This window comes from Paenibacillus assamensis DSM 18201 (assembly GCF_000422445.1).
GTDB classification, from domain to species: Bacteria; Bacillota; Bacilli; order Paenibacillales; family Paenibacillaceae; genus Paenibacillus_B; species Paenibacillus_B assamensis.
Window position 1 is genome coordinate 105,322 of sequence record NZ_AULU01000011.1, and the last position, 26,789, is coordinate 132,110.

22 protein-coding genes and 1 pseudogene are annotated in these 26,789 nt (G+C 43.0%); 10 read left to right on the forward strand and 13 right to left on the reverse strand.

The genetic code is table 11. The features are described 5' to 3' along the window. Window positions 1-117: 117 nt before the first annotated feature. Window positions 118-657: a hypothetical protein gene (locus H580_RS23680; protein ID WP_245583519.1), complete on the reverse strand. Its 540-nt coding sequence runs from the start codon at window positions 655-657 to the stop codon at window positions 118-120. A gap of 345 nt (window positions 658-1,002) precedes the next feature. Here H580_RS23680 and H580_RS0107710 point away from each other — a divergent pair, with 345 nt between their 5' ends. Beyond that, a complete protein-coding gene (locus H580_RS0107710) occupies window positions 1,003-1,632 on the forward strand; it encodes a hypothetical protein (protein ID WP_028594266.1) in 630 nt (209 codons plus the stop codon). Between the two features lie 134 nt (window positions 1,633-1,766). Here H580_RS0107710 and H580_RS23685 read toward each other — a convergent pair whose 3' ends face one another. The 5 genes from H580_RS23685 to H580_RS0107735 all read right to left on the reverse strand — a co-directional run bounded on the left by H580_RS23685 (window position 1,767) and on the right by H580_RS0107735 (window position 7,460). Next, the gene (locus tag H580_RS23685) at window positions 1,767-3,158 is read right to left on the reverse strand and encodes a family 8 glycosyl hydrolase (protein ID WP_157282751.1); all 1,392 of its coding nucleotides are present in this window, start codon (window positions 3,156-3,158) and stop codon (window positions 1,767-1,769) included. Between the two features lie 407 nt (window positions 3,159-3,565). After that, window positions 3,566-4,621, reverse strand: coding sequence for an agmatine deiminase family protein (locus tag H580_RS23690; protein WP_084509056.1), 1,056 nt, complete (start codon window positions 4,619-4,621; stop codon window positions 3,566-3,568). A gap of 280 nt (window positions 4,622-4,901) precedes the next feature. Beyond that, on the reverse strand, window positions 4,902-5,774 hold the full coding sequence (locus tag H580_RS23695) for a lipase family protein (protein ID WP_051217328.1): 873 nt from the start codon (window positions 5,772-5,774) through the stop codon (window positions 4,902-4,904). A gap of 34 nt (window positions 5,775-5,808) precedes the next feature. Then, a complete protein-coding gene (locus H580_RS0107730) occupies window positions 5,809-6,636 on the reverse strand; it encodes a lipase family protein (protein WP_028594267.1) in 828 nt (275 codons plus the stop codon). A 299-nt stretch (window positions 6,637-6,935) separates the two neighbouring features. Next, window positions 6,936-7,460: a GNAT family N-acetyltransferase gene (locus H580_RS0107735; RefSeq protein WP_028594268.1), complete on the reverse strand. Its 525-nt coding sequence runs from the start codon at window positions 7,458-7,460 to the stop codon at window positions 6,936-6,938. 132 nt (window positions 7,461-7,592) lie between these two features. Between H580_RS0107735 and H580_RS0107740 the strand changes: the two genes are divergently transcribed. The 6 genes from H580_RS0107740 to pdxR all read left to right on the forward strand — a co-directional run bounded on the left by H580_RS0107740 (window position 7,593) and on the right by pdxR (window position 16,653). After that, the gene (locus H580_RS0107740) at window positions 7,593-8,456 is read left to right on the forward strand and encodes a LysR family transcriptional regulator (RefSeq protein WP_028594269.1); all 864 of its coding nucleotides are present in this window, start codon (window positions 7,593-7,595) and stop codon (window positions 8,454-8,456) included. Window positions 8,457-8,572: 116 nt separating this feature from the next. Then, window positions 8,573-9,253: a response regulator transcription factor gene (locus H580_RS0107745; protein WP_028594270.1), complete on the forward strand. Its 681-nt coding sequence runs from the start codon at window positions 8,573-8,575 to the stop codon at window positions 9,251-9,253. After that, window positions 9,250-10,623, forward strand: a complete 1,374-nt coding sequence (locus H580_RS0107750) for a sensor histidine kinase (RefSeq protein WP_028594271.1) — start codon at window positions 9,250-9,252, stop codon at window positions 10,621-10,623. The genes H580_RS0107745 and H580_RS0107750 overlap by 4 nt, the downstream gene beginning before the upstream one ends. A 201-nt stretch (window positions 10,624-10,824) precedes the next feature. Continuing rightward, the gene (locus tag H580_RS0107755; protein WP_028594272.1) at window positions 10,825-13,920 is read left to right on the forward strand and encodes an efflux RND transporter permease subunit; all 3,096 of its coding nucleotides are present in this window, start codon (window positions 10,825-10,827) and stop codon (window positions 13,918-13,920) included. Between the two features lie 27 nt (window positions 13,921-13,947). Beyond that, entirely contained in the window at window positions 13,948-15,165 is a 1,218-nt protein-coding gene (locus H580_RS0107760) for an efflux RND transporter periplasmic adaptor subunit (protein ID WP_028594273.1), read from the forward strand. Window positions 15,166-15,222: 57 nt separating this feature from the next. Beyond that, the gene (gene pdxR / locus H580_RS0107765; protein WP_028594274.1) at window positions 15,223-16,653 is read left to right on the forward strand and encodes a MocR-like pyridoxine biosynthesis transcription factor PdxR; all 1,431 of its coding nucleotides are present in this window, start codon (window positions 15,223-15,225) and stop codon (window positions 16,651-16,653) included. A 97-nt stretch (window positions 16,654-16,750) separates the two neighbouring features. On the opposite strand, the gene H580_RS0107770 is transcribed toward pdxR, so the two are convergent. Together H580_RS0107770 and H580_RS26630 are read right to left on the reverse strand one after the other, a co-directional pair. Then, window positions 16,751-17,284, reverse strand: a complete 534-nt coding sequence (locus tag H580_RS0107770; protein ID WP_028594275.1) for a pyridoxamine 5'-phosphate oxidase family protein — start codon at window positions 17,282-17,284, stop codon at window positions 16,751-16,753. Window positions 17,285-17,602: 318 nt separating this feature from the next. After that, window positions 17,603-17,719: pseudogene (locus H580_RS26630) on the reverse strand (excalibur calcium-binding domain-containing protein); the annotation flags it as partial. Between the two features lie 450 nt (window positions 17,720-18,169). Here H580_RS26630 and H580_RS0107780 point away from each other — a divergent pair. Together H580_RS0107780 and H580_RS0107785 are read left to right on the forward strand one after the other, a co-directional pair. After that, window positions 18,170-18,781, forward strand: coding sequence for a TetR/AcrR family transcriptional regulator (locus H580_RS0107780; protein WP_028594276.1), 612 nt, complete (start codon window positions 18,170-18,172; stop codon window positions 18,779-18,781). Window positions 18,782-18,787: 6 nt separating this feature from the next. After that, window positions 18,788-19,393, forward strand: coding sequence for a GNAT family N-acetyltransferase (locus tag H580_RS0107785; RefSeq protein WP_028594277.1), 606 nt, complete (start codon window positions 18,788-18,790; stop codon window positions 19,391-19,393). A gap of 211 nt (window positions 19,394-19,604) precedes the next feature. On the opposite strand, the gene H580_RS0107790 is transcribed toward H580_RS0107785, so the two are convergent. The 4 genes from H580_RS0107790 to H580_RS0107805 all read right to left on the reverse strand — a co-directional run bounded on the left by H580_RS0107790 (window position 19,605) and on the right by H580_RS0107805 (window position 22,772). Further along, window positions 19,605-20,243 (reverse strand): nitroreductase family protein, encoded by a 639-nt coding sequence (locus tag H580_RS0107790; RefSeq protein WP_028594278.1) that lies wholly within the window; start codon window positions 20,241-20,243, stop codon window positions 19,605-19,607. 22 nt (window positions 20,244-20,265) lie between these two features. Continuing rightward, window positions 20,266-20,685, reverse strand: a complete 420-nt coding sequence (locus H580_RS0107795; RefSeq protein WP_028594279.1) for a MarR family winged helix-turn-helix transcriptional regulator — start codon at window positions 20,683-20,685, stop codon at window positions 20,266-20,268. Window positions 20,686-21,446: 761 nt separating this feature from the next. Beyond that, window positions 21,447-21,824: a hypothetical protein gene (locus H580_RS0107800; protein ID WP_028594280.1), complete on the reverse strand. Its 378-nt coding sequence runs from the start codon at window positions 21,822-21,824 to the stop codon at window positions 21,447-21,449. Window positions 21,825-22,190: 366 nt separating this feature from the next. Continuing rightward, window positions 22,191-22,772 (reverse strand): TetR/AcrR family transcriptional regulator, encoded by a 582-nt coding sequence (locus tag H580_RS0107805; RefSeq protein ID WP_028594281.1) that lies wholly within the window; start codon window positions 22,770-22,772, stop codon window positions 22,191-22,193. Between the two features lie 178 nt (window positions 22,773-22,950). On the opposite strand from H580_RS0107805, the gene H580_RS0107810 reads away from it, so the two are divergent. Then, the gene (locus H580_RS0107810; protein ID WP_028594282.1) at window positions 22,951-26,061 is read left to right on the forward strand and encodes an MMPL family transporter; all 3,111 of its coding nucleotides are present in this window, start codon (window positions 22,951-22,953) and stop codon (window positions 26,059-26,061) included. A 394-nt stretch (window positions 26,062-26,455) separates the two neighbouring features. On the opposite strand, the gene H580_RS25775 is transcribed toward H580_RS0107810, so the two are convergent. Continuing rightward, window positions 26,456-26,611, reverse strand: coding sequence for a DUF1540 domain-containing protein (locus H580_RS25775; protein WP_084509058.1), 156 nt, complete (start codon window positions 26,609-26,611; stop codon window positions 26,456-26,458). Window positions 26,612-26,789: the final 178 nt, after the last annotated feature.

Here is a 26,789-nt window from a genome sequence, read left to right on the forward strand (position 1 = left end):
GAAATATTATTTATTTACCCTCGCTTGGAAATTGCTAAATAAAAAGGTATGCCTCCAAATCCACATCAACAGTAGGCTTGGAGGCATTGCTGGTTACATATGGACTAGAAAGAAAGGTTATGCAGGGCAGCCAAACGGAGGTTTAGGCAAACCTAAACGATCCAAGTTGCTGCATACAACTCTTTGCCAATAGGCCAATTGGTCACTGAGATCTTTTGCAGCATGTTGTTGTATGATTTGCAAAGATACCGTAGCCGCAGCAATCTGAGAATGGAATGAATCGTTCCAGTAGTCTGTTCGATCATAACGGCCGATCCATTTGCCGTCGACGCCATACTTTTGCATAGCCGTTACTCCGATTACAGCGCCATCTGCATTACGCAGCAGAATAAATACACCGCCGGTAAAGCCTGTCATAAGAACATTATTTTTCGTTCGTGTTGTAACATCCAATTGTCCAGCAAGTGGTCCTGAACGCTGGAGTACAGCATCTGTATACATGTTTCGCCCTCCGTCGGAGCTTTGCCATGAAGATTGTTGGTTCAGTGGCCCTTCACCTGTGTACGCATTGGTAGTGAACGCTGGGAATAAGGCGAGTATAGTCATGCAGAAAAATGTTATCATTGCCAATAAAGGTTTGCATTTACTTGTCATCATTAGTATCCTCCTAATTGTTCTTTCCTAAAGAACTTGCAGCTTCATAATAAATAAAACCATGTGCGTATGACATCCTATTCCTTCATACAAGATGACCTCCTGCTTTCCAGAGTTGCTGAATACAGTAGTAAATATAAATCAGGACGTTGGAATCGGATATTATACAAAGGTATATAAAGAGGATAGTGTCGGCTATAGCTTACAAAATTTACGGAGCATATGATCGCGAGTTTTACGATAGAAGAGTTGGTTGCTGCAAAACCTAAACGTAGGTTTGACGTCAGTTTAGCTGTAGCTTTACTCTCCAAACTATCAAATGATATGATAATCTAGGGTGATAAGAGAATGAGCAATGAAACAGGAAATAACGAAATCAATGATGACAGCAAACAAGGAGCATTCTCAGAAGAGAAATGGACCGAATTGATTCATGCAGTTTGTCATAATGGTGTTGCTGCATTGAAAACACAGTACGATCAAGTGACAGGACGCGCATTAATCCACGAGATTTTCGGCCCTGTGTTTATTTTTGCCGTAAAAGATGAGGCTAATGAAGAATATGAATGCGGCTTTTTCCTGCAAGAGCTAATTAAGAAGTTCCAATCCGATACGGATCCCTCCACTTGGATGGCTTCATTTTTTGTCGAGTTGATAAGAACGAAAGGCGGAAAAGCACTACCGCCACCGCCAACAAGTGAAGAAGAAGCAAAAGCAATTATCGATAGTCAAATTGTCGGGCCATGTATCGCTGCAGTTAAAGAAGAGTTTGCCCCAGAAGAGGTTTATGCGGGCTTGCAGTGGCATGAGGAGCACGGTCCAGTGTTTGAGACAGGATTCCCGTCTATAGCAGATGGAAATAATGTGTGTGCTTTCAAAATTGACTTGCTGCTTATGCATCTTCTGCTAAACCGAGATCCTGCTGAAGTACTTCTTCAAGGCTTGTACCAGATTAGAGAAGAGCATGGGCTGGAATAGTCGATTAGAATATTAATGATATCTGGAAACGGTATATCAGATTAGATAGGATGAAATTCCAAAAAAAATGACGCTCAGGCTGAGAAGCTTGAACGTCATTTTTTATAGGGATGCCTGTTGGAAGTAGCTAATAATTAATTTGGTGACCACCAGTTGCCAGACACGACGATTACGCTAAGCAAGCGAATAGTGTTGCCGAAGTAAGATGCTTGGTTCGTAGGCTGTGCAGTAATATTGGTCCACAGTTTATCAAGCCATTCTTTATTGGCCGTATTATTATCGGTCATAGCGCTGACCGCAAATGGTGCGGTGAAGGTCAGATCATAATAGGTCCCACTGTTCATATATTTCGTGCCGTCTAGATAAAAACCGCCACCATGAATGTTAGCCGGGTTATTTTTAGCTTCTGTGCGAATCCAATTGTTAAGTGTGGTCAAATGGAACTTGGAACGTGTATCCCCTGTTAGAATGACGTCGGTAGCAATTCTCCATGGAATGCGTGCAGCGTTATAGTAATAGATTCCATCTCCTACTATATTTTCTAGGTAAGGTTTACCTGCTATCGGTTTAACAGGCTCATAGTATTGTCCATTACGAGTGCCGAAATCAGGCAGGAGTCCGGTTTTGGCAGCATATCCATAGTATAAATTTTCTCTAGCTGCATGGGTTGTCGTAATGACTTGATTCCAGCGCGAGTCGCCTGTAACCGTTTGGAATACTTTTAAATGGTGAAGCATAAAGTCTGAGGTGCGTGTTCCAGGGCCGTATTTAGGATCTGAATCTTGCACCCAGTTACCGAGTTTTAGGTGATAATAGGTGTGGTTCACATCTTTGAGCATAATGGCATTAATGATTTTCTTCGCTTGTGCTCCATAATTAATACCTGTGTTATTGCCCCACTGCTTCTCGGCGAGCAGCAGTGCGTAAGCAATGTCCATATCTCCGTCTGTAGCGGAACTGCCGCCATTTTTCGGATTCGTAATAATAGCTCCATTGCGATCAACCTGCTGCCAAGCCATCAAGTCGGGGTGAATCGTACTTGGGTGGTCACGATAAAAACGGTACATGCCATCAAATATTTTTTTGGCGTCAGCATCATGACCTGCCAGATAGGCGGTTGCTATCATGCCATAACCGTGAGCTTCAGATACGGTAACAGCGTCAAGCGGATCTTTCGTTGATTCGCCGTTTTGATTGTAGTGGACAAAATAACGGCCGCTTTTATACGGGTGGGCTTTTACGTACTTTGCTTTCCATTCATTATATAGTCTGCGAACCTCTTGATCTAATTTGGATTGAGAAACGCTTGGTTTAATAATGCCGTTGGAATAAGTAACATGCTGTGGAAATGCTCGTTGGGCAGCAGCAAATGTGTCGATGTTCTGTTCATGTGCATGCTGTCCATCTACAGCATCTGTTACCGATGGAGGAGTCGTTGGTTGAGCAGAGGAAATGGCAGAGAACACTAGCGTTTGCAACAATAAAGCAGAACAGAGCATAAGCATGAATGGTTTTTTCGGCTTCATTTTGATGTACTCCTTTCAAAATACATGATTTTTGATAATACGGAGACAAATACCGCCACCAATGTTCGAGCTCGCATCACCTCCTTCATGAAAATAAATGAAGTCTATCTATTCCATAATAATTGGTAGTTTCCTTTTTCATTTAGCTAAAGAATAGTTAAATTTGGTTTATTTAAATGAAAAAGACATAGAATTATCAGATTTTTAGAGCTATAGGCATGAAACTATGCAAAAATACTTGGAAATTGATTTCAACTACTGGTTTTAATATAAAAAGACGTTCAGGCTTGGCTTGAACGTCTTTTTGCTTTGATATGAAGTTGTTTTGATCAATAGTCATCAACGAGCAGATGCACTTCATGAGGTTGTTATTCATTCCTTCATCTAGCAGAACATGCTACAACATGCTACTCATGTAACGCAGCAGGCACATTGCGAGTATGGCAATGGACCCCGCCACCAAATAAATTAAGTGCCATCGTATCTAGCAGCACAACCTGCTTATCTGGAAATAACTCATTAAGGACACGTTCTGCTTCTTCATCTTTCTTTTTTATGCGTTCTGGCAGCCCTTCCTCCCAATATTTTTGCCCGATTACAATGCCATTCAAGATAAGAAAGTTACAATAGCTTAAGGCAGGTAGCATCGTCATATCGCCACTCGGAATAGGGGTGCCATCGTATAAATTTGTTAAACCAAGATAGTCTTTTAATCCGTGCCAAGATTGGTGTAAAGGTTCTCCTTGCTTAACCTTAACATAGATAGGATCAGGCATCGGAATACGAATGATGCGAAATGGCTCGCCGTTAGTATCAAGGCAATTTCGTAGAACATCGTAGGCTTGATCCAGTCTTGATTTGTTTATAGCTGCAAGTTTATGTTGGGCAGCTTCTTCTTCGGTAATTTCAGCTAGTACGATCGTCCTCTCATCGACAAAGCGACACATCTCATCGATATGACCGTTGGCTGAAGCTGAGCGATAGGCGAGTGTAGAATCATCAGGACCTGGTACAGGACCAGTCATAATATGCTCGTCATCGAAAGTGGGGAGGGGCAGCCAAATGACTTGTTTTACATTGAAAATACGTTTAAATTCCGCCTCGACTTCATCACGAGTCATGCCTCGATTGCGTTTACAAACCTCGGTATTCTCGATGCTCATCATGACGCCTTGTCCATTGAATTCACGGTTTCCACCTTCACCGATCAAACGGGTGAACACCGTCTCCTCAATGCCAAGCAGCCTGGCATGCTCGCGGTCGAAGGCTTCTAACAGTCTGGCAGGTCGAGCATATTTGTCCATAAGGCCGTACATATCAAAATCAAAATCGACGAGTTTGCGACAACCAGTATCATCAATCATAATTTCAGGGCCAAAATCTCGTGGGAATATAACAGTGGTCTCGATGTTCGAGAATTGGATGCAGCTCGAACTCTCCAGGCACTCTAAAGCGAAGCATATTCGTTGTCGATTGGTTCTTCATGCTGATCATCGTCATTGCACATCCATCCTCTCACATTTCATCATTATACAAACGAAGCTTGGCTTGCGATCTGATCATACAAGTCTGAATAACAATGTTGTCAAGTGGAGCGTCTACGAAAAGTTAATTTCAAAGACAGCGGACTTTTACGGAAGTAATAGCAGATGACAAAACCCTTTGGAGCACCAAAGGGTTTGTATTATTTATATACAATGAAACTCCGCTTAATAGTTCGTTTCGCAAGCATAGAATAACCGACTAACAGCCTACACAATACAACTGTCCTTTAGTTATGGTTGATCCACATCCGCCTAGAAAAGGAACACATACCCCTGTAGCCGGGCAAAAACCCGGATTGAGTTGGCAGATGGCTTTCGTGTAAGCAGGGTTCTTTTTGCTAAGGGTATTAAAATAACAGACAATGCTATGGTTAAGTCCTGCTACACTGTTCAATTGAAAGGATACAGGATACTTTCTGTTTACATGCTTATAGTAGAGCCCTTCTTTGGTAAAGGGAGGAGGGTACACTTTATCTGGTATATAGGGAATAATGTCATGGACATTGAACACACGTATACTGTTCTTTACGACTCGATCATATTTGGCGGCAAAGGTGGGGTTTCCAACACGAGGGGAGCCGTACGTATATACGATAGGCTTACGGAACTTCGTATTTACGGCAATATCTAAACCTGCTAACACAGCTAATGCCCCTCCTAGGCTGTGGCCAGCAACATACAGTCGTTTGGTCGGAGACAATTTCTTTAGCTCACGAATGATATTGTTTCTTGCGGAGCTATAAATGCACGTAAATCCTCGATGAGTCTTTCCACTATTTTGAACATATGGATAGGGAACTTGAAAAATATCTTGGTCCGATTCATTATCTTCAAACGAACCCGTTCCTCTAAAAGCCATAACGATACTATGTTTCGATTCCGCAATATACCCGAACACTTCTTTTATTGGTTTTTCAACTCCACCAAGAGCTTGAATGACATAGCGCAGTTTATAGCCTTTCGGTAGAAATATCTTTTTCGCTTGAATAAGTACATACGTCTGGTAGGTCATAGCTGCGAGAAAAATAGCTGTTTTGTTCGTAGAATCATGATTCACTCCATAGGTCCCCATCGTTGACTCCTTTCTCTTACACTAGGCTGTAGAATTAACAAGTTTTTAGTAGCGGCACACACATGCTTGTATTGGGGCAAAAGCCCGGATTCGTCTGGCAGAGTGCTTTGGCATAAGCAGGGTCCCTTTTACTTACATATTTAAAATAACAGCCAATTCCATCATTTCGAGATGTACTGTTGAGTTGGAAGGAGAGCGGGTATTTATTTTTCACATGCTGGTATTTCAACCCGTTCTTCGTAAACGGCGGCGGGTAAAACGTGGCTGGAAAAGTAGCATTGGCGTCATGGACGTTGACGACGCGCACGCTGTTATTTACCACTTTATTAAATCGTGCTGCAAAAATAGGGTCTCCGGTTCGCAGGCTGCCGTACGTGTAGACGATGGGACGCTTAAACTTCGTATTCACTGCGATATCCAGCGCGGCAAGTGTGGCAACGACTCCTCCGTAGTTATGACCAGCAATATATAGTTTTTTGGTTGCAGGGAGCTTGTTTAACTCGCGGATGATTTTGTCTCTCGTAGATTGATACATGCAAGTTAATCCTCGATGTGTGTGACCTGCTTTTTGGACATAAGGATAAGGAATTTGAAGCGCATCATATCCAGCAAGAAGTTCTGAGGGGTAGTCTGCATAGCCTCGAAAGGCAACAATAATTTTTTGTTTGGATTCTGCTATAAAGCCGAATATCTCCTCTTTCGGATTTTCTACATTGGCCAGTACGCGAATGATGGAGCGAAGCTTATAGCCTTTTGGCAAGCTTACTTTATTAGTGAAAAACAACTGATAGGCCTGATAGCTCATGGCCGCAAGAAAGATCGCATTTCTAGTACTCGTGGATTTTGTTACGGAATTACCCATCTTCTCGTTCCCCCTATACATTAGGGCTAATATGCATACGCGATATGATATGTTTGAACATTTTGAAGTGCGCTAGGCGATTCACCTTTACTAGCTGCTTATGCCTCACGAAGTCAGTTGTATTTCATTGATTTGGTTTCATCGTTGACTCCTGTATGATTAGGAATTCTGGGCTGGAGAGCACATTAAACTAGATTGGTCATCGCAATATTCTATGAAAAATAAACAGCCCATTCACACAAGTGGAAACTTGATTCATGTCCACTATAGTGTGACTATGGGCTGTTTTGTTTGCTTTCTTAGACGTTCTGTTCAAGCAGCTTGTAGTATAGAACCGTCGCATCGAGATTTCCGCTAGCTGATCTCGCAAAGGACGGAATAATTCCGGCTTGTTGATAGCCGATAGAACGATACAACAGATTGGATGGATCTCCTTCCCGTGTATCGAGCACGAGCAGCGTGCGGCCATCGCTCCATGCTGCTTCTTCCGCCGTACGCATAAGGGCACGCCCAACTCCTAATCTTCTATGTTGTGGGCTTGTCATCAATTTAGCAATTTCGGCGCGATGGTTCCCGTTTGGCTTGCCGCACAGATGGAGCTGCACCGTACCTACTACACGTCCACTCCACACAGCAATCCATAACCTTACGTCTGGAGCTAAAATGTTAGCCCAATAATTCCGAGCCTCAGCAAACGAGAGCGGTGGCAAGAAGCCGATTGAAGCGCCGTTTTCTACCACTTGTACGAGAAGGTCAGCAAGCTCTTCCTCCATATAATCGTCAATCTTGTTTGTAAGTTCAATAAGCAGCATCTCATCCTTCATGATTGATCTCCTCCGATAACCAAGTTGTCTTTGCTTAACGATCTTGTACTAGAAGTATAGTTGACCTAGAATAATTTGTATAACGAATCTTAAGTATTGCAGTAATAAATAAATCGAATCGAGGGGATACGAATGGATCAGTCTCATTTGGAAGCCTTTATAGCGGTATGCCAAACTCTCAATTTTACTACTGCCGCTAAACATCTGCATATTTCCCAATCGGCTGTCACCGCTAGAATTAGGGCGTTGGAGCAAAATGTTGGCAAGCGGTTGTTTGATCGGGATAATCGAACCGTTAGTCTGACACGATCAGGGGTCGCTTTCTTACCTTACGCTGAACGGATGCTTCAGCTTATTGAGGAGAGCAAAATATCCCTATCCGAACAATATCGGGAACATATCGTGATGAGCGGCCCAGGTGCCGTATGGCATTATCGATATTTGAATCGCATCCTTGAGTTTAGAAATAAACATCCACATGTTGCTGTAAAATTTTTGAGCTATATCGATCCAGGCTATATGATTCGTGATTTGCTGTTGGATGGGACCGTCAGTCTCGCAATCAAGGTGGACCCACCCAATCATCCAAGCATTTCGAAACGGCTGCTGTTCGAAGACGAAATCATTCTTGTATCTGCTAATGAAGCGTTCGAATGCTCGGAAGTTGATTTTTCCGCGCAGACCTATTGTCATATTGATTGGGGCAATCCTTTCACGGAATGGTTTGTTTCTCTTGTTGAGCCGGGGTTTATTCCAGCGCTTCAAACTGATCATTCATCCACAATGCTTACGATGCTGTTAAACCAGTCGGTGTTTGGCTTTTTACCAAGATCGATAGCTGATCCGTTTCTCCAGTCGAACAAGCTGTATCAAATCCCACTGTCTGTCGAGTTACCCATTTTAAAGGGCTACGCCTGTTATTTGACGGAGAATCGCGAACAATCTCACGTTAGATTAGCTTTGGAACTGCTTGGGGTCGACGCCAATTCATCTTAATGTTGTGCTGCTAAATGGCAGTATACCAATCATACAATATATGGTATATATCTATATAATAGATGTAAGTTAGTTAAATGACTCTAGCGGTAACTAGGTTACAGGGGGATGTATCGATGGCTAACATTTTAATTGTAGATGATGATCCAGATATTTTAGAGCTTATTCGCTTTTATTTACATAGGGACGGCTTTAAGGTTATTCATGCATATAATGGCGTTGAGGCGATTGAAAGATTAAATGATCAAAAAATAGACTTAGTGATCGTAGATATTATGATGCCGCAAATGGATGGGTGGGATTTGTGCGGCTTCTTAAGGGACGAATTTCATGAGATGCCCATTCTGATGGTGACGGCTAAGGGAGAAACCGAGCATAAAATTAAAAGCTTTAATCTTGGTGCGGACGATTATCTCGTCAAGCCATTTGACCCGCTTGAGCTGGTAGCGAGAGTGAAGCTTCATTTGAAGAGATATCATATTCAATCCTCTATGAGGGTGCAAGTAGGCAAAATGCTGCTGGACAAAAATAGATATGAAGCAGTTATAGGCAGTATACAGTTGTCGCTCCCGTTACGAGAATTCGATCTCCTATATAAGCTGGCCAGCTATCCGGGTAAAATATTTACTCGAAATGATCTTATCGAGCAAGTATGGGGAACCTATTTTGAAGGAGACGACCGTACAGTAGATGTTCATATTAAACGGTTAAGAGATCGATTCGCTGGATTGGACTGCGCTTTCACAATCGAGACTAAGCGTGGTCTAGGCTATAAGCTAGAGGAACAGAAAATATGATCAAATCTCTATATATTCGGGTGGTACTCACCTATGTAGCAGCTGTATCGGTTGGTTTGATAAGTTCTTTCTTGTTGTCACAGTTTGTTGTTAAGTCTTACGGGGATCAATTTATCGCTAATCTTCAGGAAGAATTGGCCCGTGATGTTGCTATTCTTGAGCAGGGCATTCGTAGTAATGGAATTGAGCAAGCCGACGTTCTGCTAGAGCAGAAAGGATATGCTAAAAAATACGATGTTATGTTATACGATAGCAGCAGAGTAATGAAAGTGATAAATGGTGAAGGTGCGTCTGATCTATTTATTATTTCCGATCAAGTTGTTCGGTTTGTATTAAATGGTGAAACGTACAGGGGACGTGATGTTTCTCCATCAGAGCTTGTTATTGGACTACCTTACGAAGAAGCGGGCAGCCGTTATGCGCTGTTTATACAAGCGTCCGAAGGTTCAATGTCCGCAATTACGACCAAGCTGCTTATTTTTGCACTGGTTGTGAATTTATTGGTAGGTTGTGTGATCATTCTTATCGGCGCGAAGTATTTAGTGAGACCAATACGCGGCATGAAGGCGGCTACCGAGCAGTTGGCTAGAGGTGAGTTCGACATTAATCTGGAGTGGAGCAGCAGAAAGGATGAGCTCGGACAGTTGGCAAGAAGCTTTAATTATATGGCGAGCCAGATGCAGCAGCTTGAAGGGATGAGACAAACTTTTGTTTCTAACGTGTCTCACGAGATTCAATCCCCGCTTACTTCCATTTCTGGGTTTTCAAGAGCTCTTCGACATAATTCTTTATCCGAAGAGGATAGAATTCGCTATCTCTCGATTATCCAGCAGGAGAGCGAGCGCGTCTCGCGTCTCACCGAAAACTTGCTAAAGCTAGCTTCATTGGAATCGCATCATCATCCTTTTTCTCCGCGCATGTATGATTTGGATGAGCAGCTGCGCCAAGTGGTTGTGGCGAGTGAGCCTCTATGGTCGGACAAATCAATAGAATGGGACATGAATCTATCTCGCACCAAGATTAAGGCAGATGAAGACCAGTTGAATCAAGTGTGGATGAATTTGATTAGCAATAGCATCAAGTTTACCCCTGCAGGCGGTCAGATTCGAATAACGATTGTCAAAAATATAGGCTCCATTGAGGTGCGGATTACAGATACAGGGATTGGTATTCCCGAGGGAGAGCAAGTTAAAGTATTTGAGCGATTTTACAAAGTGGATAAGTCCCATACGAAGAGTAAGTCTGGCAGTGGCTTAGGGTTAGCTATAGTTAAAAAGATTGTTTCTTTGCATGGGGGAACCGTTGTCCTACAGAGCAACCCAGACGCAGGAATAACGGTAATCGTTACAATGCCACATGTCATTTCATGAGGGGACAACAGAGTCGATGGATGAAGGAGTGCAATCCTTAGCCGTTGGCTCTTTTTGTTTTTATCGTAAAAATACCGTTCAATCTGTGATGACGTCATATTATGTTCATAATCGTGTAGTAGACTGACTTCAAGCTAGCAGGAAGAAAAGTCCAATACATAGGTAGAGCTTATAAAGATGATAGGGTAGGAGGGTTAATGTTTGAAATCACTTATTCAATTTTCGATGAACAAAATTGCAGCTATGATTATAATAACCGCCATTGTAGTAGGAGCAGGGGCTTTTTCGGGAACGTCGTTGAAGGTAGAGAATATGCCCAATATCTCAATACCCATCATTATGATTACAACTCCTTATCAAGCTTCACCACAAGATGTAATGAGTCTGGTTACGAAGCCGGTTGAGGACAAAGTAGCGAATGTTGAAGGACTGACGATGGTAAGTTCTACGTCTAATGATGGCAGTTCCCTGATTACGCTTCAATTTGATGAGAAAGTTCAGATCGACAAGATGAAGCAAGATCTAGAAAGTCTAGTCCAAGATGTGCAATTGCCAAATGGAGCAGGCAGACCAAAAGTATCTACGTTAGGTTTTGCATCCATACCTGCTTATTACTTAGCGATTCACACCAAGGGGGCTATGTCACAAGGCCAATTGGACCAACTAGTTGAGAAGCAGCTCAAGTCCGGCTTCGAGTCGATTAACGGGATCGATCACATCGATATGATTGGCGCTCGCCGGACGTCTCTTGATATTCAGTTGGATGCGGCTGCATTGTCAGCCTACGGCATGACACCGGATTTGGTGACCGATGCCGTACAATCGGCGCTGACGAACGGTACAGCTGGAATCGTTGAGTTTAATGGAAATACGCAAATGGCTCGTGTTCAGGGCGAGATGAATAGTCTGTTTTCCTTAGAGAACTTGGAAATTACGTCTCCAACGGGTGCTACCCTATTGTTAAAAGAAATTTCGACGATTCAAGCTGTCAATGAGGCTAATTTTATCGCCCGTATGGATGGAAAGCCCGCTGTAGGCGTTCATCTGTATAAGTCGGCTGCCACGAATGCCGTTGATTTCTCCAATGATGCCAATGAGCTAATCCGCAGCTGGGAAGGACTTTACCCAGAAGTGTCCTTCAGCAAAATTTATGACAGCGCTGACGAAGTAAGAGCATCTATTAACGGTCTGATGAAAGAAGGTATGCTGGGCATCATCCTTGCCTCCCTTATGATCTTGTTTTTCTTACGGAATATGAGGATGACCTTAATCGTGATCGTATCGATACCGCTCTCCATTCTATTAACCTTTATTATGATGCACAGCATGAACGTCACCCTTAACATTATGTCGCTCGGAGGCATGTTCATTGCCGTTGGAAGGATCGTGGATGACAGTATCGTCGTGATCGAGAGCATCTATGCCAATTTGGAAAAGGCACAGCAGCGGAATGAATCAGTTATATTGTTAGCCGTTAAGCAGGTAGCGATGGCAATCAGCTCTTCGACTTTTGTTACGGTAGGCGTATTTCTTCCCATTGCCTTTGTTAGTGGTATGATTGGTGGGTTATTCCGTCCGTTTGCGATTACAGTATCTTGTGCGCTGCTTGCTTCCTTACTCGTCTCCTTAACGATTATTCCGATGATGGCGAAGATGATGGTACTTCGCAGCACGAAGGCGACGAGCGTGAAGGAGCATGAAGGAGGGAAAATAGTTGATTGGTATGAACGAGTGCTCGTTTGGAGCTTGACTCATCGAATAAAAACATTGCTGTTTTCAGGGGTGTTACTCATTTTAACTGTAATGTTTACCATTCCTAATCTCCCTAAAGATTTCCTGCCTGAAAGTGCAGTCGAGCGGCAAATGAACTTTACGATCAAATTACCAACAGAAACCCCGTTTGACAGCACAAATTTGCAGGCACAGCAAATTGAAACGCTGCTGCATGAAGCGAAAGACGATAAAGGGCAACCGCTATTTACATTTGTGGAAGCGCTAGTTGGATATAGGGAAAGTGAAGATCGTGTTCCGTTTGCGCTAGAGGTCATTACAGAGGTAAATGAGGACGCCGATCCTAAAGCTGTGATGGAGCAATATACGCAGCTTATTGCCAGCCAGCTACCTAAAGGATCTGAAGTATTGCCAGGCTCTTTAAAAGAAGGCAGTGGGGAGTCCTCCACGGATTTTACCTATGTAATCTATGCAGAGGATCAGCAGTTGCTGGAACAGGCCTCCGCGATTATTAAGACGAAGATGAAGGAATTCCCTACGTTGAAGAAAATTAAAGATAGCTTGGGAGATGCGAAGACAGAAGTTCAGATTACCGTGAATCCGGCCAAAGCGAAACGATTTGGCTTGGAAGTATCAACTGTTCATAGGTATGTCGGGCAATGGCTTGCTACCTATGAACTTGGCAATGTTCGTCTGGATAACACGGTTTATCGATCAGCAGTTGAACTTGCTCCTAAAGACAAAAATTCATTGGAGCAGCTCGGAAAAATGCCGATGAAGGCAGCTGATGGAACCACTGTATATTTGAACGAAGTGGCGGACCTACAGCAAGTCACAGCACCAGTCGCGCTTCAGCGGGAAAGCCAGAAGCTGATGGTGCAGTTGACAGCTAAGATTGACTCTGTAGACAAAGGTTCCATAAGTGCGCAAATAACAGACGCGCTCAATCAAATCGAGCTTCCAGCAGGAGTAACGACAACGGTTCGCGGTGTGAGCCTGGACATGACGAAGGGCTTCAATCAAATGTATGCTGCAATGGGAGCCGCAGTAGCAATCGTTTATCTTATTATGGTGCTGTGCTTCGGAAATGCAGGTACTCCTTTTGCTATTTTATTCTCTCTGCCTTTAGCGGTTATCGGCGGGTTGCTAGGGCTGTGGGTCACAAATGAATCTATTAATATTACTTCATTAATTGGCTTCCTGATGCTAATTGGAATCGTGGTGACGAATGCAATCGTTCTGCTTGATCGTACGCAGCAATTGCGGGAGGAAGGGTATCTCGTTCGGCATGCTCTTATCGAATCCGGTAAAGTTCGACTGCGTCCCATTATTATGACAGCAGGGGCGACGATAGCTGCAATGGTTCCGTTAGCTCTTGGCATATCGAACGGCACATTAATATCGAAGGGGCTGGCCGTTGTCGTCATCGGCGGATTAATTACTTCTACGATACTTACGCTTGTCGTTGTGCCAATCGTGTATGAAATGATCGAATCGTTCAAAGTGTGGATGAGCCGATTGTTCAAACGGAATGTACCTTCTGGATCTGGACACGAAGTTAGCTAATTATTTGTAGATGGGGGATATGACAATATGAAGATGAAGGTTATACGCAGCGCTGCACCAAAACGTTTAATATTGAAAGTTTGCGTTCTTTTACTTTGTACCGCTTATGTGACAGGCTGCTCAACATCACCAACGCCTGCTGCAACGTCAGCAACTACGTCCGTTAAACAGAATGAACCGCAGCAGGTTAAGGTTGTAGCTGTCGGTAAACATAGTATGGGTGATCCAAGGGAGCAAATAGCAGAAGTTCACGCCGTTACTCAAGTTGAAGTGAGGGTCGAGGCAGGTGGAGCTCTTGTAAAGCTATTAAAGAAGACTGGAGAAGTGGTTCAGGCAGGTGAAGTCATTGCCAAGCTAGAAAGCCGTGATGCTAAGATTGCGAAGGAAAAGGCGAAGCTAGCTCTTAAGAGTGCCGAGCTGTCACTATCTACGACGAAAGATAGTATAGACGACAGCCGACTCCAATTAACGACTTCTGTCAATAAGCTTAAAGAAGCATTGAAACAGCAAATTCGAGAGGGTGCTTCTGAGACAGAAATAGAAGGTAATAAGCTGGAGTTGCAGGCATCTATCACGAAGCTGGAAGCGCTGGATAGGCAAAAAACAGTGGCTCTTAAGGAGGCCGAAGTGGCAACGTCCAAGCTTGAGCTTGAACAAACGGAGCAGACTTGGAATGATGGGCATATCGTATCTCCAGCTAACGGTATATTGACGGACATCAAGCTTACAGAAGGGACAAATATTCAAGCAGGAAGTATACTGGGAGCCGTGCAGATGACGGAAACCGTGAAAATAAAAGCACATGTAACGGAATCCGCTGCAAAGCTGGTAGGGAGCAAAAAAAGTTTAACATTTCGTGATTCCAGTGGCACTGGCACGGCGCGTACTGCTAAGGTCGTTCATCTGTCGGATGTACCCGACGCTGCGACGAGATTGTATACGTTGGAGTTGGAAGCGTCCAACACGGATTATGCGTTAAAACCTTTATCAAGAGTACATGTTCAATTAACAACACCAGAGGAGGAAACGGTTGCGGCAGTTCCGTCCTTAAGTATAGTAAGGGAAGGACGTGCATCATTTGTATTCGTACTAAATGGTAATAAGGCGGAGAAGCGGGAAGTACAATTAGGTCGTGTGAAGGGACCTTATCAAGAAGTACTTAGCGGGATAAACACGGGAGAACAGCTAGTTGTGTCCGGTCAACACAATATAGACGCAGGAGAAGTGGTCAAAGTAGTAAAATAGTAAGAAGCAATGGATGCAGTCCATATGTCAAACCGAACTCAACTAGAGGTGAAATGGATGCTACAAATTAAGCGTGATGACAAACGCCCAATATGGCAGCAGCTGCTTGACCAAGCTATTCATAATATTACAACTGGTAAATGGCCGCCAGGAGAATTGCTTCTACCTTCTCGTGAGCTAGCACCATTGATAGGCGTCTCCCGCTCAACGATACAAATTGTTTATGAGGAATTATTTAGTCGTGGCTACACGGTTACTTCCGGACGCGGTGGGACAAGGGTAAGTGATTGGACCTGTAGCACAGCTTATACAGAGGATGCAGCACTACAAGGGCCTATCACCCCCGAATTACCTTTATTAAACGATGCGGTTAGCCAATTGCATTGCTGGTTTAGAGGTAAGGAATATCGAAATGTTGAGATTGATTTCTGCCCACACGAGCCTTACTTGGATCAACCATTTCAAAAAAATTGGAGAAACTCCTTTTTGCAAGCCTCTAAAGAAACGGAGTTAGCTACTTGGGCTTACGGTAACGCCTATGGTTTTGTTCCGCTGCGCGAGCAGATTCAACGTTATCTGTCACTGGAACGAGGCGTACACGTGCATATCGATCAAATTATGTTAACTTCGGGGGCACAACATAGCCTTGATTTGATCGCTCAAGCACTATTGAACGAAGGAGATACGGTAACCGTAGAGGATCCCGGCTTCCCGGCCGCGTGGATGGCAATGAAATATCGGCGGATGAATGTAATTCCTGTCCCTGTAGACGAATGCGGATTACAGGTAGAGGGCATTCATCCGCAATCCAAACTTGTCTATGTTACGCCTGCACATCAGTGTGCAGTTGGGGTGATTATGTCGGAACCACGCAGGCAGCAATTGCTGCATATGGCAGCTCAACAGCAATTTTGGATTGTGGAAGACGATTACGATAGCGAATTTCGATATCGCGGTGACCCATTACCTACGTTGTTCAGCCAGCAACCACAGAACACGCTGTATATGATGAGCTTTTCAAAAATGATTGCTCCCGGTATACGAATATCGGCAATCATTGGACCGAGAAATGCGATACGGCAGATTGCTCACATTCATGAACTAACCTATCGGCATCTTCCTATTATGGAACAATTGACGCTTACTCACTTTATGGAGCATGGGTATTTCATGCGACATATGAGAAGAGTCAGAAATGTATATCGCCGCAGACACGAAGCGATGACGAAAGCTATTAGCTCAAGTGGACTCGGAGAACGTTTTAAACTAAGTGGTGTAGAAACGGGATTACATATGTTTCTTGAAGCGGAAAGCTCGTATGATGAAGAAGCTACCACGGATCAAGCACTAGAACAGGGAATACGTATATATCCGCTGCGTCATTATTGTTTGGAGAGCAGTCGTAAAGGGTGGGTGTTGGGCTTTGCCAAAGTAAATGAGTCCGAGATTGAAACAGGTGTATACCGTCTGGCGGAGATGCTTCGATAATTCAAGCATCTCCGTTTTTTCTTTTGCAGTTATCTAAGGTGATTTCAGATCTTGGTCATGCAGCAGTGAATAGGAGGCTGTATTCATATGCTTTCGCTTACTTGTTCTGTTGAGCGAACATTTTTCCCTCTTCGATCGGATTTTCTTTCGCCGTTATATGGTAGGGGTTAATTCGGTATACCTGAACAGGACCATGGAATATGGCGGACCTATACTTATCAACATGCTGCTTCGACAACGGTCGGTTGTAATAACCAGGCACATATTTGTGGAGCATTTCCTGCAGCATAAAGGTAGCTTCATCCAGTTCATCAACAGGTTCAGCTTTCCCGAAAATCATAACACTCATATAGGCAGTGTCTGTCTTAGCAGGCACTGGATCAGTAATGGTGCCATATTCTTCACAAACCGTAAAACAGACCTCTTCATTCCTACTCATGACTTGATTGCGTCTCCCACCTGTCGCTCCATGAAAATAAAGCTTCTCATTTGCCCAAACAAAATTAAGCGGAACAACATAGGGCAGCTGACCATCGACCATACCGAGATGTCCGATTCGCGCTTTACTCAGGAAGGCTTTAATTTTGTCGCTATCCGACACTTCTCTTATTTTGTAACGAACCATATCCATTGTTAACCACTCCTTCAATGCGGAATGTTTGTAAGTATATCAATCATTGGATTGAGTTCGTACATCCATAAATACAATAATAGAGCAGTCCATAATTTTTGTTCACGAGTCTATTCCTAATCTGGGATGAAAGGTATGAAAGAGATGAAACTACAAATAACCCTGAACGAAAGGCCAGAGTGGGTGTGAAATCGTAACGTTGTTACTTCCTTTTTGATTAGGTGTCGAATTCAACTAACATCGTAATGTGAATAGCCACAGGTGCAGAGTGGACTATCTGCCTCTTATCATCCTGTGGCTCTTTTATTAAATGACTACTTATTCACAAGCTACTCCATCTTTATCTCGATCAAGTTTGATGCGATAGCCTGGATCACCTTCGTATAGTGGGGCGGCACCGGCATTTCGTGCGGCTGTACAGTTCTTGTAGTATACCGTTTCTTGTTCTTGTTTTGGCTTCACTTTTTTTGATTTTGATTTCGGTTTTTTTGATTTGCTTGAGGAACCAGACTTAGGCTTGGACTTCTTTGATTTCTTCCCAGACTTAGACTTAACTTCTACCGTTTGTGCTTCAACTTGTTCGGAAGCAGAAGCGGGCTTTGCTAAGCTAGTTTCTGCTGTAGTGCCAAACATTCCAAGAGAGAGAATAAGTGCTAGCGATAAGGACAATCTTTTGAACATCGGTTTATTCATCGTTTACGCCCCTTTTATTTATAATTGCGAACAAACAACATACTATCAAATGTTTACAGATTGTACCATGTGGAGGTTTGTATGAAACTATTTTCTTTGTACGCTGAAAGCCCATATTGATCTTTTCGATTGATTTTTGCAGCAGAACTTTTTATAATGAGTAAAAACTCACTCAAAAAAAGAGGTTGTACGATGCCACGCACAAAAGAACAATATGAACAAATGCGAAGCGCTACAAAAGAGAAAATACAAACAGCTGCCATGCAGTTGTTCGTACAAAAAGGATTTGGCTCTACCAATGTGCAGGATATTGCGGATGCAGCTGAGATTAGCATCGGACTATTGTATCGGCATTACAAGTCGAAGGAGCAATTGTTTAACGAATTGGTGGATTTTGCGCTTGCAGGCATGATTCAACAAATGGAGTATTTCGAGTCAAATGAGGTTTCACCTAAGCAAGCATTGGATCAGTTTGTGCATGAAATATACAACGATATGAGGACAGGCGAACAGTTTGCCAATTTACTCATCCTTATGCAGCAGTCGTTTTTGACGGGAGGGGGAGCAGCTGTTAACCATGTCGAGGTAACGCGGGTTAGTGAGCAGTTGTTCCGTGCAACAGCGAAACTTATTACAAGGGGTCAGGAACAGGGGCAGTTTCGTTCTGGAAATCCGCATGAAATGGTTGTATTGTTCTACTCGACGATTCATGGGCTAGCTGCTATGAAAATGATGCTGCAGCACAATTTTCAGATGCCGTCTCCTGCTGCGCTCAATTCATTTCTGTATAAGGAAGGGGAATAAGTGGATATGTTTACCGTGATTAGAGCGGATCAATTGAAGTTTAATCCAAGGGCGCAAATGTCTCGCATTTTTGCAGAGGGATTCTCACAATGGCTTGGCTATTTTTCCAAGGACAATGAAGCAATTGCAAGAGCTTTTGCCCATATGTTCGTGTTGAATCAATTTTATGTTGCGATAACCGATGAAGGCACCATCGCGGCTATGGCCGCATGTACGGACGGTACGGTATCTTCGGTAAAGCTTAATTCTACAGAGCTGCGGAAGCACTTGGGGTTATTAAAGGGAACAGTCGCCGGATTCGTTTTGAAAAAGGAATTTGAAGCAACCAAAGCTGCGAAGGATGATGCTGATGCGGTGTATGGTTCCATCGAGTTTGTTGGAACGGCTCCAGAATGCAGAGGGCAGGGAGCAGCGAGCGCGATCGTCCGTCATATGCTTGACTATGCCCCCTTTGAACAATTTTTCATTGAAGAGGTAGCAGATACGAATACACCCGCTATGAACCTATATCACAAGCTAGGTTTTCAAGAATATAAGCGCAAGTCTTTACCTGCAAAGAGAGCTGCAAAAATCGGGATTAATCATATCGTATCTTTAAAATACGTAAAGTAATTATTCAAACGCTGGCTATTTAAACTCAGGAGACGTTTGTCGAATTTATTTGTATGTCCACATAAGAAGTAGAGCACAGCCTGTGTAGGCTGTGTTTTGTTTTGTATGAATAAAATGAAAGAAAACCGACCCTGGCCTAAAGGCATGAGTCGGTTTGAAGCATCGCTTACATTGGATGGCTAGCGCTATGTTTCAGCACATGGCATCATATTTATTTCCAAGTCGCTACGGTTTCAACAGGCAAGCGATAAGAAGGGTATCCCTCTTTGGCTGATTTTCCGATGCTGATGAGCATAATTGGTTGGAAACGCTCTTTGTCCATGTCAAAAGCTTCAGCGATTTGAGCTTTTTCATAACCGCCAATTGCGTTCGTATCATAGCCGTGTGCACGTGCCACTAGCATCAATTGCATCGATACAAGTCCACCATCAATAAAGTTGACATCGCGCAAATCCGCCGCAGAAATCGTATCATAGTATGGCTTATACATATTCATAACTAAGTCTTTCATTTCTACTGGCAAATAACCAAGTTCTATGGATGTACTAAATATTTCATCCATGTACGTTGCATTTTCCATATCAGCAAATACAGCGATAACGGCAGAGGAGGTCAGTATTTGGGTCTGATTGAATTTCGCCAATGGTGCAAGCTTCTCCTTACCTTCCTTACTTTCGATAACGACAAAGCGCCAAGGCTGCATGTTCACTGAGGAAGGAGCTCGCGTAGCACCTTCTAGAATAGCAGTCATTTCTTCTTTGCTAATTTTAACCTCTGGGTCATATTCTTTTACTGAACGACGGCCATATGTGATTTCGTTAAAGTCATTTGTTGTTTGAAATTTGTTCATGATAGCTAACAGCTCCTTGATGTTAAATGTTATTTTTTATTCGTGCGAGAAAATCAGCCAGTACTGGAATCTCTTCATCATCGAAGTCTTTCAATATTTGGCGTATGAAATTTTCTCTTTCGATTTTGTACCCTTCAATCTTTTCAAGTCCTTCATCAGACAAGCGAACAAAGGTTTCGCGGTTATCGTCAGGATTTTTGCGTCTCGTCACCATGCCCTCAGCTTCAAGCTGCTTTAGATGGCGAGTAATGGCGGCATTGTCGATGTTAATACGCTTTTGTAAATGGGACTGTTTAATCTCGGCTCCTCCACATAGTTCATGCAAAATCTCGAGACGAGAAGAACTTATGCCGGTACAACATTCGAATTTGTGATGAATCTGGTTGCATAATCCATTAAGCAGAGTTAGGATCTGCTTCTCCGTGGAATCATTACGCGTCATGCCTTCGAGCCTCCTAAGAGAGTGAACATACGAACGACTTCACAGTGAAACGATATCTCAACGTCACTCATAGTTGTTCATATTCATTGACCGCTCAATATTTGATAGATCAATCATTGATGCCTCAAATAATATAACATTGATCGGTACAGTTTGCAAATGTGTAATTGATGGGGAGCGCATAAAAGCCCATGAAGCTCATAAAAGCAGATAGAATTCCATAAAAGCCCATGAAATTCTATGAAAGCGCGTGCTGACAGTGGCCATGTTGGATTTCGCATTGCAATTCGCAAAAATGGCTCGTCTAACGGTTGCTATTGACGTTATTAACGCGAATTCGTACGTATTTCATTTTTAACGGTCGTGTGCGCGCTTATTTTGGCATTAATAATGAATGATATCGATATCACTAACAAATAAGCTCGCTGGTGACCTTTACATTTTAAAATGAGTAAATTTCCACTGGATAGCCTCTGTGGCAACCGTTACGTTTATGGATCTGATTCGAATTAGTTGAAAGAGCCTAGGTGTTGGGGGAATTCGGGCTTGTGGGGCGCTAATGATTAAGATTTACCACTGCTGTAATCGAAAAAGTTGTTGTTCCGAAGCCGAAATAAGGAAGGGGAATGTCACTCTATCTCATGCTGCTTTCTATCGTTGGAGACAATCCCCTTCGTATATATGGTGAATGGAGCGTTGTTATTTGGTTATGCGGATGCTGCTGCGAGCGCGAACATGTATCAGTGCACTTTCATGTTAATCTAATACGTGTGCCAAGTGACACTTGGTCCCATCCAGTTAGAAGGAATTGAAATGACGTATTTGTAAGAACCAGCCGTCTGATTGCCCAAATAAACAGTGCCGCTGCGAATGCCGCTGTCGGTAGGTCGTCCACCTTCAACGCTAGCTGAACCGATCAGTACATCACCAGAACTTGTAACCTTATAAACACTTACATACATATACCCGTGAATACGAGAATCGTAAGCGGAATAGTCCAGTGCGAGATTGCCGCCTGTATGTGTGGTAACCCCCGTGTCCGTTCTTGACGAATTAGCAGAAGCAGTTGCTGCAAATGCGCTTGTCGCCAACACGAACAGCATAATAATCGCGATCAGACCAAAACTTACTTTTTTCATTTGACTTTTCCTCCTTAGAATGGGTTTGATGATGCAGCTTGAAACACACCGATATACGTCATGGATTCAAGATTTGAAGATCACCCCCTTATCAGAGTATAAAGTTCTCCATCCTTATTTTTTTGTTCAAAGCGCGCGCATAAGTCAGATAAATGGAAGGTAGTAGCGGGAATTATGAATCTATCTTAGAAGTATGGTAGGGAAGAAGTGAATGTCTGCTGTTTGATGGTATTCTATACTATTCTTTCTCATTTTGACAGGTAATTAATTCTAATATGTATGAAGTTGCTGTATATAACATTAGCTAGAAAAAGCCAAACGACCATCAGGTAACCTCCTGTACATCGTTTGGCTTTTTGCATGTATTTATTTTAATAGGAAAGGTTGAAACCCCTGTACCATAATACGGCTGACCGCTGCGGCCAAGTCTTCGAGGGAGCCGTTAAGCTTACCTTTGAACCAGTCTTCATACATCGCAACGAGGCCGCTTGCGAAAAAGTTGACGTGCAGGTTAAACGCTTCACGTTCTTGAACCGTATTCATTTTTCTTTCGTAACTGAGCAAACTCTCGATCAGAATAGCCTTCATCTTTGACATAAATGTACTTGCTGCATCGACCGCAATGAGCATGCGATAAAATTCAATATCTTGATCTAAAAAGTGCGACACTTTCGCTAAGAAAGGCATCATATTTTGAATGAGATCGGTATGTTTGAATTCATCGAGAAATTCAATCATCTTTTCCATAATTTCATTTTCAATTTGTTCAATAACAGCATGTACATCCGAGTAATGAGCATAAAAGGTTCCACGACTAATATCAGCTCGCTCCACAATATCTTTAATCGTAATCTTTTGGTACTCTTTTTCCAGCATTAACTCGACTAAAGCACGACGAATCATGTTCCTCGAACGAATGGCGCTTCTATACTCTGCTTTTTCCCTCATTTTGGTATGCTCCTTGTTTTATTTAAAATTAAACATTATTAATTAAATATATTCAAAATTGAATAAATGATTAAAAATTGACCATTGTATGCTTTTATCACAATGAGTATACTTTTTTCATGTATAAAAGTAAACACGTGTTTGATTTTGTGAATGTTGTAAAGATAGGAGCTAGAAAATGAGGAACATAAAGAATTTGAGAATAGCCTCGATTATCGCTTGGATTATCATTACCGCGGTTATCGTAATGACGATGCCAAATCTCGGGGAATTAGTAAGAGAAAAGGGGCAAGTATCGATCCCGGACAGTGCGCAAAGCAATATCGCGCACGAGATGATACGCCAGATGGATGAGAACAATGGCGATAGCTATTCGATTATTGCTGTATTTCATAGTGGAAGTGATAAGCCCTTAACGAGTGATCAGCATAAGCAAATCGAATCCGTCATTTCACAACTCCAATCGAAGCAAACGCAGCTTGGAATTGAAAATATGCTCACCCATTTAGATGATGAGCATACGAAAAGTCAGCTCGTATCGAAAGATAAGACGACCATTTTGACACAGTTGTCTGTTAGTCATAGTCAAGGCACGATCTCTGAAGCAACAGTGCAGTTGGATGCTTTGCTGAAAAAGGTGGATGCGGTAGATACGTATTTGACAGGCAACAGCCTAGTTATCGAAGATTTTGTAAAGTCGACAGAAGAAGGAATTAAGAAAACTGAACTTATTGCGGTCATCTTTATTATCGTCGTACTTATTATCGTATTCCGTTCTCCTATCGTACCGGTTGTTTCGTTAGTAACGGTAGGAATCTCCTATGTCGTATCACTTGGCGTCGTGGCACATTTTGTAGAGTGGTTTAACTACCCGTTCTCTAACTTTACACAAGTATTTCTAGTCGTCATCTTATTTGGTATCGGAACCGATTATAATATTTTATTATTCTCTCGATTCAAAGAAGAGCTTACCCGACAGGAAAATACGCTTGCCGCTGTAAAAGCAACGTATCGTACTGCTGGAAAAACGGTACTTTACAGTGCGTTAGCTGTCTTTATCGGATTTATGGCATTAATTTTGGCGGAGTTCGGTATTTATCGAGCAAGTTCTGCGGTTGCCATAGGTGTAGCAGTACTCGTGCTTGTGCTCATGACGTTGAACCCGGTCATTATGGGTACGCTAGGGAAAAAGTTATTCTGGCCTGTTAAGAAGTTCGATGGTCACGGGGAAAGCAGAATTTGGGGTGTGTTGGCGAAGACATCCGTGGCAAGACCGTTTCTAGCGCTTTTGTTTATTGCCATACTATGCATCCCGTTTGTCATGAAATATAGTGATTCTTTGAGCTATAACGACTTGCTAGAGGTGGATGACAGCTATGCTTCTAAGCAGGGTATTCAGGTCATTGAGAAGCATTTCTCACCAGGATTCTCTTCACCGACGACATTGCTTATTCAATCGGATAAGCCATTGGATAATGCCAAGGCATTACAAGAGCTGGATGAGCTTGCGGAGCAAATATCCAAGATGTCTGGTGTAGCGGAAGTGTATACGACGACTCGTCCAGTTGGTAAGAAAATGGATGAGTTATATATGAAAGATCAATCAAAGGAACTGAATAAAGGCTTAGGAGATGCCTCAAAAGGCGTTGGTGAGATCAACGACGGGCTGTCCTCTGCAAATAAAGAAATCGGTCAAGCAGACACGAAGGGCGTACAAAATGTGCAGCTGCTTATCGATGGCACAAATGAAGTGAAAACAGGTGTTTCCAGTTTAGGCAAAGCAATTGACGAGTTGTCGAAAGGCATACATTCAGGTGCTGATGGCGCTAAACAGTTGGACAGTGGTCTAGCATCGCTTAAGGAACAGATGGATCTGCTATCCCGTTCGATGCCGAAGCTGCATCAAGGCTACACGGAGCTGGAGAAAGGACTATCTTCCTTCAGCACGCAGTTTGCAAGCTTAGAGCAAGCGATTGGTGGAGCGGCGCAGGCATTTGAACAGATCGAAGGTACTTTGGGCATGTATGTTCAATCGAATCCAGATGCAGCGACTGATGAGCACTTGCAAACGGCAATCGGTATAGCCGCAGCAGGCAAGCAGCAGATGAAGGAACTATCCAAGCAGTTGAGCGGCTTGAAGACGGAGTATGGCAAAGCCATGACATCCTTTAAAGAAGCAAATGCTTCGCTGTCCGCTGTGAATGGCGGTTTCGTTAAATTGCAAAAAGGTGTAACACAGCTGCATAATGGTTCATCCGAACTACAAGATGGATTGCAAAAAGCAGCGGAAGGTTCGAACAAAATGACCGCCGTCCCTCCTGCTTTGCAAACCGGATTGGCAGATATCAATGCTGGTCAAAAGCAGTTGCAGTCGGGATTGACCAAGTTAACAAGCAATATGGAGAAGCTGCAATCGGGCTTGTCAGCAAGCACGAAAGGCTTGGAAGAAGTGAGTACGGGCTTGGCCGATGCTCAGATCTATTTGCAAGGACTAAGTGATTCCAAAGCTTCGGAAAAGTTCTATATTCCTCAAGATGTATTGAAGGGCGAGGAATTTAAACAAGCGATGGATATGTACATGTCTTCGGATCGCAAAACGGTGCAAATGAATATTATGCTGGATGTGAACCCATACTCAAAAGAAGCAATGGCGATTGTAAAGCAGATCAACACAGAAGTGCAGGCTGCGATCCAAGCAAGCGATTTGAAACATGCCAAGGCAGCATTGGGTGGAAAAACAGCTGAAAATGTGGATCTTGAAGCGATCGCAAGCGGTGACTTTGCACGGACAGCAACGATTATGTTGATCGGCATTGGCATTGTGCTTATTTTCATCACGCGTTCCTTGTGGATACCGATCTTTATTATTCTTTCATTGGTATTGGCTTACTTTACTTCATTGGGAATAAGTGAATTCCTTGCGACACATTTGCTATCTGTAAATGAATTAGGTTGGAATGTTCCGTTCTTCAGCTTCATTATGATTGTGGCGCTGGGTGTAGACTACAGTATTTTCTTAATGATGCGCTATCGTGAAACGGATGGTCATTCTGCGGAAGACATGATCGAGGCGGCTCGTCATATAGGTGGAGTTGTTATCTCAGCCGCGATTATTCTTGGCGGTACATTTGCGGCGCTCATCCCTTCAGGAGTGCTAACGCTAATTGAAGTAGCGATGACGGTTATTATCGGCTTATGCTTGCTAGGATTTGTAATGCTACCGGTGATGCTGCCTGCTTTGTTAGCGGTAGTGGAGCGGGTGCAAAAAATAGGCGTTAAAGAAAAATAAAACGGTAGTTGCGCTAACGGTTGCTACAGAGGCTATTTCGCCCATTTTGACATATTTTAAATGCTAAAGGGTGTAGTAGAGCTAGCCACAGGTTTAGATGGAGATTCCTTCATCTCCTGTGGCTTTTTTAAGCGAATGGCATTAGCGTCATTAATGTTCAGCGAGTAACCAAGCAATAAGTGATATCCAAGCCGCTGCCATAACTTTTGCCTACATATGAAAATAATTCTCAATTAGGGGATATACTTGTACTAAGGAGACAGAAATGCTGCTCAGATGTCCGGTCGAGAACAATGAAAAGGAGCAACCCCCGCTAGGGATGCTCCACATGCAGTGTAGCTAATTAAAACATGAAGCAATATCCTGCATAAATGTGCTAGACAAAAACTAAAAGCTAAATTTTCGGTTCGAACGTTTTGCAGTCTGTCTCTCCGCTATTGCTCGCTTGATTGCCACGATTGCTTACGACATAGATGGAAGATGCGGCACATTTATTGCCGGCTGCCCAGAACTTGCAGTTATTTACTTCACACAATACGTCTTTAGCCATAGTGTTCACCTCCTCACTTATTTAGGATGGTCGAATACTATGGCTCTTTATACTTGAACAGGAAATAGGAGTGTACGGATAGAATGATGGTTCGTTTTATTTCCAAAAGACATATGTCTCGATTATGTAAAGATGGACCGCTAAAATGCCGTTACTTTTATATAAATGCCGGACTAGT